Origin of the sequence: Phenylobacterium sp., from assembly GCF_031412415.1 — a bacterium.
GTDB lineage: Bacteria > Pseudomonadota > Alphaproteobacteria > Caulobacterales > Caulobacteraceae > Phenylobacterium.
On record NZ_JANOCX010000302.1, the window covers coordinates 1 to 6,322 of the forward strand.

A 6,322-nucleotide genomic window follows, 5' to 3' on the forward strand; every position below is an offset into this window, starting at 1 on the left:
GCCGGCGAGAGCTACCAGGACATGTTCGCCCGCGTGGCCACCGCCTATGCCGACGACGCCGACCACGCCCAGCGCGTCTACGACTACATTTCGAACCTCTGGTTCATGCCGGCCACCCCGGTCCTGTCGAACGGCGGCGCCGGTCGCGGCCTGCCGATCTCCTGCTTCCTGAACGCCGTGGGCGATTCGCTGGACGGTATCCAGAGCGTCTGGAACGAGAACGTGGCCCTGGCCTCCAACGGCGGCGGCATCGGCACCTATTGGGGCGGCGTGCGCTCCATCGGCGAGAAGGTGAAGGGCGCGGGCCAGACCAGCGGCATCATCCCCTTCATCCGCGTGATGGACAGCCTCACCCTCGCCATCAGCCAGGGCTCCCTGCGCCGCGGCTCGGCGGCGGTCTATCTCGACATCCACCACCCGGAGATCGAGGAGTTCCTCGAGATCCGCAAACCCTCGGGCGACTTCAACCGCAAGTCGCTGAACCTGCACCACGGCATCTCGATCAGCGACGAGTTCATGGAGGCCGTGCGCGAAGGCGCCATGTTCGGCCTGCGCTCGCCCAAGACGAAAGAGATCATCCGCGAGGTCGACGCCCGGTCTCTCTGGCAGAAGATCCTCGAGGTCCGCCTGCAGACCGGCGAGCCCTACCTGATCTTCTCCGACACCGTGAACCGCGCCATGCCGCAGCATCAGCGCGAGCTCGGCCTCTCGGTGCGCCAGTCGAACCTGTGCTCGGAGATCATGCTCCACACCGGCACCGACCACCTGGGCAAGGAGCGCACCGCCGTCTGCTGCCTCTCCTCGGTCAACGCCGAGAAGTTCATGGAGTGGCGCGACCACCCGACCTTCATCGAGGACGTCATGCGCTTCCTCGACAACGTCCTGCAGGACTTCATCGACCGCGCCCCGCCGGAGATGGCCAACGCCGTCTACGCCGCGATCCGTGAGCGGTCGGTCGGCCTGGGCCTGATGGGCTTCCACACCTTCCTCCAGGCCCAGAACGTGCCGTTCGAGAGCGCGCTGGCCAAGTCCTGGAACATGCGCCTGTTCAAGCATCTGCGCCGCCAGTGCGACGCGGCTTCCCGGACCCTGGCCGCCGAGCGCGGCGCCTGCCCCGACGCCGCCGAGCGGGGCGTCATGGAGCGCTTCAGCCACAAGCTGGCCATCGCGCCCACCGCCTCGATCTCGATCATCTGCGGCGGCACCAGCGCCGGTATCGAGCCGATCCCGGCCAACATCTACACCCACAAGACCCTGTCGGGCTCCTTCGCCGTCAAGAACCCCTACCTCGAGCGCTAGCTGGAGACGACCGGCCACAACACCGCCGAGATCTGGGACTCGATCCTGGAGAACGAGGGTTCGGTCCAGCACCTCGACTGCCTCAGCCAGGACGACAAGGACATCTACAAGACCGCCTTCGAGCTGGACCAGCGCTGGGTGATCGAACTGGCCGCCGACCGCACGCCCGACATCTGCCAGTCCCAGTCGGTGAACATCTTCCTGCCGGGCGAGGTCGATAAGTGGGACCTGCACATGCTGCACTGGCAGGCCTGGGAACGCGGCTGCAAGTCGCTCTATTACATGCGCTCCAAGTCGGTTCAGCGCGCCTCCCACGCCGGGGGCGAAGGCGCCGCGGTGGTGGCGATGTCCAGCGAACGCACCGACTATGAAGAGTGCCTCGCCTGCCAGTAATCTGATCGATGGCCTGACGACTTTCCTTCTCCCGCGAGGGGAGAGGGATGCTGCGCGCCGTCGGACCTCGCCTGCCAGTAGAATCCCACTAGCGCGGCGCCGGCGCCGCGCTAAGCTCCCCACAACGTCGCGGCTCGTGGGGGGCTCATGCGAAACGTACCGACCGACCGAACGGCTCACGGGAACGTTTTCCCGGCCTGCGCAATTGATTCAGCATGGAAGCATAGGGTTCAGGTCACCCCATTCCGGGTGATCTCGGGAGGTCGCGTATGAGGTCGTTGGCTGGGCTGGCCATCGTCTGTTGTTTCACCAGCGCCGCTCAGGCCGCGCCGGACGACGGCGCCGAGGCGCTGATGAACGCGGCCTTCGCGCCGCAATCCCGCTCAGATGACAGTTTCCAGCGATTGATGGACCGCGATGGCGACCTGCGCTGGCGCACCAACGAAATCGCTCTGGCCAAACGCGCCAACGGCGCCGTGGACCGCCTCCGCCTCAGTATCGGCGAGACCCCCGTTCCCGGTCCGGTGCTCGACCTCAAGCGCGTCCAGTTCGAGGCCGACGCCTATGAGATCGCGGTCACCCGCGACTTCGCCGGCGTGAAGTTCGAAGCCGGCGCCTATGATCTGCACTTGGCTCCGCACGCGGGCCTGGGCGTCAGCAACGCCGGCGGCCAGGCCGAGGCCGGCGCCGTGCTCACGGTCGGCCAGCGCCGTGACGACGTGGTCAAGTCCCAGCTCAGCGACATGGGCGTCCAGGACGGGGCGGCCTTCGGCGACCGGGGCCGCTGGTACCTGTTCGCCGCCGCCAGCGGCCGGGCCGTGGGCCTCAACATGCTGCGCAACGAAGGCGACTGGGACCGCGCCGGTTGGTCCACCGACGTCTCCAGCACCCTGGTCGGCGACGCCCAGGTGGGGATCGGCTTCCGCAAGGGCGTGATGCAGACCTCCTTCGGCCTGATCCACCGCGAGGTGAAGGGCCAGCATCGCATCTGGGGCCAGGAGACCAAGGAAGACACCCTGGCCGCCTTCTCGCTGACCATCCGCCCGGGACAGTAGCCGCTCTCTTCCCGAAGGGCATGACCGCCGCTCGCGCCGGGCGTTGAGCGCATCCCTTCTCGACAAGCCGACCTGTTGAAGCGCGTACTTAGCTTGGTCCAGGTGGAGCGACGGATGGCTGATGCGGGTGGAAAGCGGGTGCGGCGGACGGTCGAGGCGTCGCGTCAGGCGATCCTGGAGGCCGCGGAGCGTTGCCTGATCGACGAGGGCCCGAACGGCGTGAAGGTGCAGCGGATCGCCCGCGACCTCGGCCTGACCGATGCGGCCATCCACTATCACTTCGGCAACCGCGAGGGTCTGATGGAGGCCTTGCTGCGGTTCTCAGGCCGCCGGTTCGTGGAAGAGGTGCAAGGCGCGATGTCCGTCGGGGACGCGGCGGGCATCGATCTCCGCCAGGCCGCGAGCCGGCTTTCCGAACTTTATGAACGCCGCGGCACGGCCCGGCTCGCCATGTGGCTCATGCTCGCCGGCTGGTCGCCCAAGGGGGCCGGCATGCTCCAGCCGCTCGCGGAATGGCTGCACGCTGGGCGGGCGCAGCGCGCGCGGGCGGCCGGTCTGGCGGCCCCGGCCTTCGAGGATAGCCAGAAGATGATCGCCCTCCTGGGGGCCGTCACCTTCGCCCAGGCGTTGTCGGGCGACGCGCATCTGCGCAGCGCCGGCCTCCAGGGCGTGGCGCAGAACGAGTTCATGGCCTGGGTGGCCGATCAGCTTGAGACGTAGCTAGGGTCGAGACCCTCCCCCCACGCCGCCATCCAGCGCTCGAACTCGGCGCACACGCCGGCGTCGTAGAGGTCGACGAGCCGCTGGATGAGGCCGTCTCGATAGGTCGCGATCTCCCATAGCCGGGCGGTCGTCGGCGGCGCGCCTGGGCGCTCGAACCGCATGCCGCCATAGGTGATGACATTGGCGCCTTCCTCGCGGACCACGACATCGATCCCCACCGTACGGTCGCACAGGTGGTCGAAGCCCTCCACAGACCGCCGGATCGCGGCCAGCATCGCCGAGCGGCCTTGGACCACGCAATGGAATGGCATGTTCATCACCTCATAGGTGACGTCCGGGTGGAAGAAGGCCTCCAGCGGCCGCCAGTCGCCGTCCTCGTAGGCGGCTTCGAACGCGCGCCGCTGGGCGACGAACTGCTGCATCAGGCTCATCTGGACATCTCCTGAATATGGGCTCGGAGGGTTGCCGCGAGCGCCAGCGGCTGGTCCTCCTGGATGTTGTGGCCGGCGTCGGAAACCATGGCCCAGTCGCCGCGGGGAAAGCGGTCTGCGAAGGCGCGGGCGGCGGCTCGGCTGAGCACCCGGCTGCGGCGACCCTTGACCACCAGAACCGGGCACTGGACCTGACCCGCCTGCCCGGCGAGCTCCGCCACCCGGCCGAGGATGTGAGCAAAGTCGGTCGGCCGACGCCGGTCGGCCCGCCAGACGAAGCCCTCCGGGCCCGGCTTCAAGAGCGACTGGTAGCGGTAGAGCATCAGGTCGGGATCAGTCCGCGGGCTGACCGCGAGGGCCCATCGCACCACCTCCTCCACGCATGTCGCCGGGCGCACGGACGCCATGAAGGCGCGCATGCGGGCGGTGGCCGCGAAACGGACGTCGGGCCCCACGTCGATGAAGGCGAGGCTTGCCAGACGCGCGCCCAGGCCCGGCGCCGCGTGGCCGGCGACGCACCCGCCCAGCGACATGCCGGCGAGGTGGAGCGTGGCGACGCCCAGCCGGTCGGCGAGCTCGATGACATCGGCCGCCGCCCGTTCCACCGGGTAGCTGTCGGCCCAGCCGCTCAGGCCGTGGCCCCGCAGGTCGAGGGCGACACAGCGCACGCCTTCGCCCATCGCCAGGGCCAGAAGGTCGAAAGAGTGGGCCGAGAGCGATCCGCCGTGCAGCAAGATCAAGGTCTCAGGGCCGCCGGCCCAGTCGAGATAGTGCAGGTCCACACCGTCGGAGGCCTGCATCCAGCCCGACGATGGAGCGGGTCGCATGGGGATCGCGCGGGCGGCGGCGAGGCGCCGTAGCAGCTCGAGCGAAGGCCGGTCCATCCGCGCGCCTCTCTTCGGGACTTCTACTTAGACTTATCAAAGTAGATGATCGCCGGCAAGGGCCGTGCCGCGGCGGGCGAGGCCTCACCCCATCCGTTCCTTCCAGAACGCCGCCAGCCGTGGGTCCTGATCCACCCGCTTGACGCAGGCCGCCATCTTCGGCGCCTCGCGGTAAAACCGCATCCGTCGCGGCCGGAACCGCGAGACCACGTTCACATAGAGGTCCAGCACGCTGAGCTCGTCCCCCAGGATGTAGCTCCCCGGCGTCACCTGGCTGTCCATGATCCCCCAGCACTGCGCGATCCGCTCCAGGGTGCGCTCGGTCAGGGCCGCATGGCCCGCCGGATCGGGGACCAGCCGGGCGGGGTCGTCCTTCACCCAGTAGAGCGAATAGATCGCGCTCGACACGAAGCTCATCCAGCGCAGGAACTGCGCCCGCTTCGGATCGCCGGGCAGGGGCGCCAGCCGCGCCGCCGGATAGGCCTCCGCCAGCCAGATCAGGATCGCTGCGCTCTCGGTGATCGCCTCACCGCCCGGCAGCACCAGGGCCGGGACCTGGCGCATCGGGTTGGCCGCCAGCACCAGGTCGCCGCTGGCGGGATCGTCGTGGTCCCAGGTATAGGCCTCGATCAGCCGGTAGGGCGCCCCGATCAAGGTCAGGGCGGCCTCGACCGCCACGGCGCCGGAGCCCTTGGCGCCGAACAGGGTCAGTTGGTCGGTCATTTGGGTACTTCCACCATATCTTGTGGTTCGAAAGTCGTGCGCCACAAGCAGTGGCCGATATGTCGCGCTGAAATGTGATTACACGCGCCTCGAAATGGTGGCTACATGCTGCTGCGACCACCGTCCGCGCCGACTCAGATTCGACCGAAAGAGCCACTCCGTGACCGCCAGCTCCATCCTGCCCAGCTCGTCCCTGCCAGGCCTGCTCACGCCGTCGTTCGCCTACAAGCCGTTCCGCTACCCGTGGGCCTACGACTTCTGGAAGAAGCAGCAGCAGGTCCACTGGATGCCGGAGGAAGTGCCGCTCGGCGAGGACCTCAAGGACTGGGCCGCCAAGCTCAACGACAAGGAGCGCAATCTCCTCACCCAGATCTTCCGCTTCTTCACCCAGTCGGACGTCGAGGTGAACGACAACTACATGGAGCGCTACTCCCGCGTCTTCAAACCGACCGAAGTGAAGATGATGCTGGCCTCGTTCTCCAACATGGAGACGATCCACATCGCCGCCTACGCCCTGCTGCTCGAGACGATCGGCATGCCCGATAGCGAGTTCACGGCCTTCCTGGATTACCAGGAGATGCGCGACAAGCATGACTACATGCAGAAGTTCGGCGTCGAGACCAACGCCGACATCGCCCGCACGCTCGCCATGTTCGGCGGCTTCACCGAGGGCCTGCAATTGTTCGCCAGCTTCGCCATGCTGATGAACTTCCCGCGCTTCAACAAGATGAAGGGCATGGGCCAGATCGTCAGCTGGTCGGTGCGCGACGAGAGCCTCCACTGCGAGGGCATCATCAAGCTGTTCCACGCCTTC

6 protein-coding genes and 1 pseudogene are annotated in these 6,322 nt (G+C 67.7%); 4 read left to right on the forward strand and 3 right to left on the reverse strand.

The genetic code is table 11. The annotated features are described in order from the left end of the window. From RMO04_RS14485 to RMO04_RS14495, 3 genes and pseudogenes are all read left to right on the forward strand, one after another. Positions 1-1,692: pseudogene (locus RMO04_RS14485) on the forward strand (ribonucleoside-diphosphate reductase subunit alpha); the annotation flags it as partial. A gap of 269 nt (positions 1,693-1,961) precedes the next feature. Further along, on the forward strand, positions 1,962-2,747 hold the full coding sequence (locus tag RMO04_RS14490) for a lipid A-modifier LpxR family protein (protein WP_309645474.1): 786 nt from the start codon (positions 1,962-1,964) through the stop codon (positions 2,745-2,747). 114 nt (positions 2,748-2,861) lie between these two features. After that, positions 2,862-3,467, forward strand: coding sequence for a helix-turn-helix domain-containing protein (locus tag RMO04_RS14495; RefSeq protein ID WP_309645475.1), 606 nt, complete (start codon positions 2,862-2,864; stop codon positions 3,465-3,467). Here the strand turns inward: RMO04_RS14495 and RMO04_RS14500 are convergent. The 3 genes from RMO04_RS14500 to RMO04_RS14510 form a co-directional block, all read right to left on the reverse strand. Then, complete coding sequence (locus RMO04_RS14500; RefSeq protein WP_309645476.1) at positions 3,452-3,901, reverse strand: nuclear transport factor 2 family protein; 450 nt, start codon at positions 3,899-3,901, stop codon at positions 3,452-3,454. The genes RMO04_RS14495 and RMO04_RS14500 overlap by 16 nt on opposite strands. After that, positions 3,898-4,785, reverse strand: a complete 888-nt coding sequence (locus RMO04_RS14505; RefSeq protein ID WP_309645477.1) for an alpha/beta hydrolase — start codon at positions 4,783-4,785, stop codon at positions 3,898-3,900. The genes RMO04_RS14500 and RMO04_RS14505 overlap by 4 nt, the downstream gene beginning before the upstream one ends. Before the next feature lie 84 nt (positions 4,786-4,869). Continuing rightward, the gene (locus tag RMO04_RS14510; RefSeq protein ID WP_309645478.1) at positions 4,870-5,508 is read right to left on the reverse strand and encodes a glutathione S-transferase family protein; all 639 of its coding nucleotides are present in this window, start codon (positions 5,506-5,508) and stop codon (positions 4,870-4,872) included. A 175-nt stretch (positions 5,509-5,683) separates the two neighbouring features. Here RMO04_RS14510 and RMO04_RS14515 point away from each other — a divergent pair. Further along, a partial coding sequence (locus RMO04_RS14515) for a ribonucleotide-diphosphate reductase subunit beta (protein ID WP_405041510.1) occupies positions 5,684-6,322 on the forward strand: 639 nt, incomplete at its 3' end.

What these genes read in the sequence shown, in the direction of transcription:
- RMO04_RS14490 (WP_309645474.1), top strand. Translation starts at nt 1,962, where the DNA reads ATGAGGTCGTTGGCTGGGCTGGCCATCGTCTGTTGTTTCACCAGCGCC.
- RMO04_RS14495 (WP_309645475.1), top strand. Translation starts at nt 2,862, where the DNA reads ATGGCTGATGCGGGTGGAAAGCGGGTGCGGCGGACGGTCGAGGCGTCG.
- RMO04_RS14500 (WP_309645476.1), bottom strand. Translation starts at nt 3,901, where the DNA reads ATGAGCCTGATGCAGCAGTTCGTCGCCCAGCGGCGCGCGTTCGAAGCC.
- RMO04_RS14505 (WP_309645477.1), bottom strand. Translation starts at nt 4,785, where the DNA reads ATGGACCGGCCTTCGCTCGAGCTGCTACGGCGCCTCGCCGCCGCCCGC.
- RMO04_RS14510 (WP_309645478.1), bottom strand. Translation starts at nt 5,508, where the DNA reads ATGACCGACCAACTGACCCTGTTCGGCGCCAAGGGCTCCGGCGCCGTG.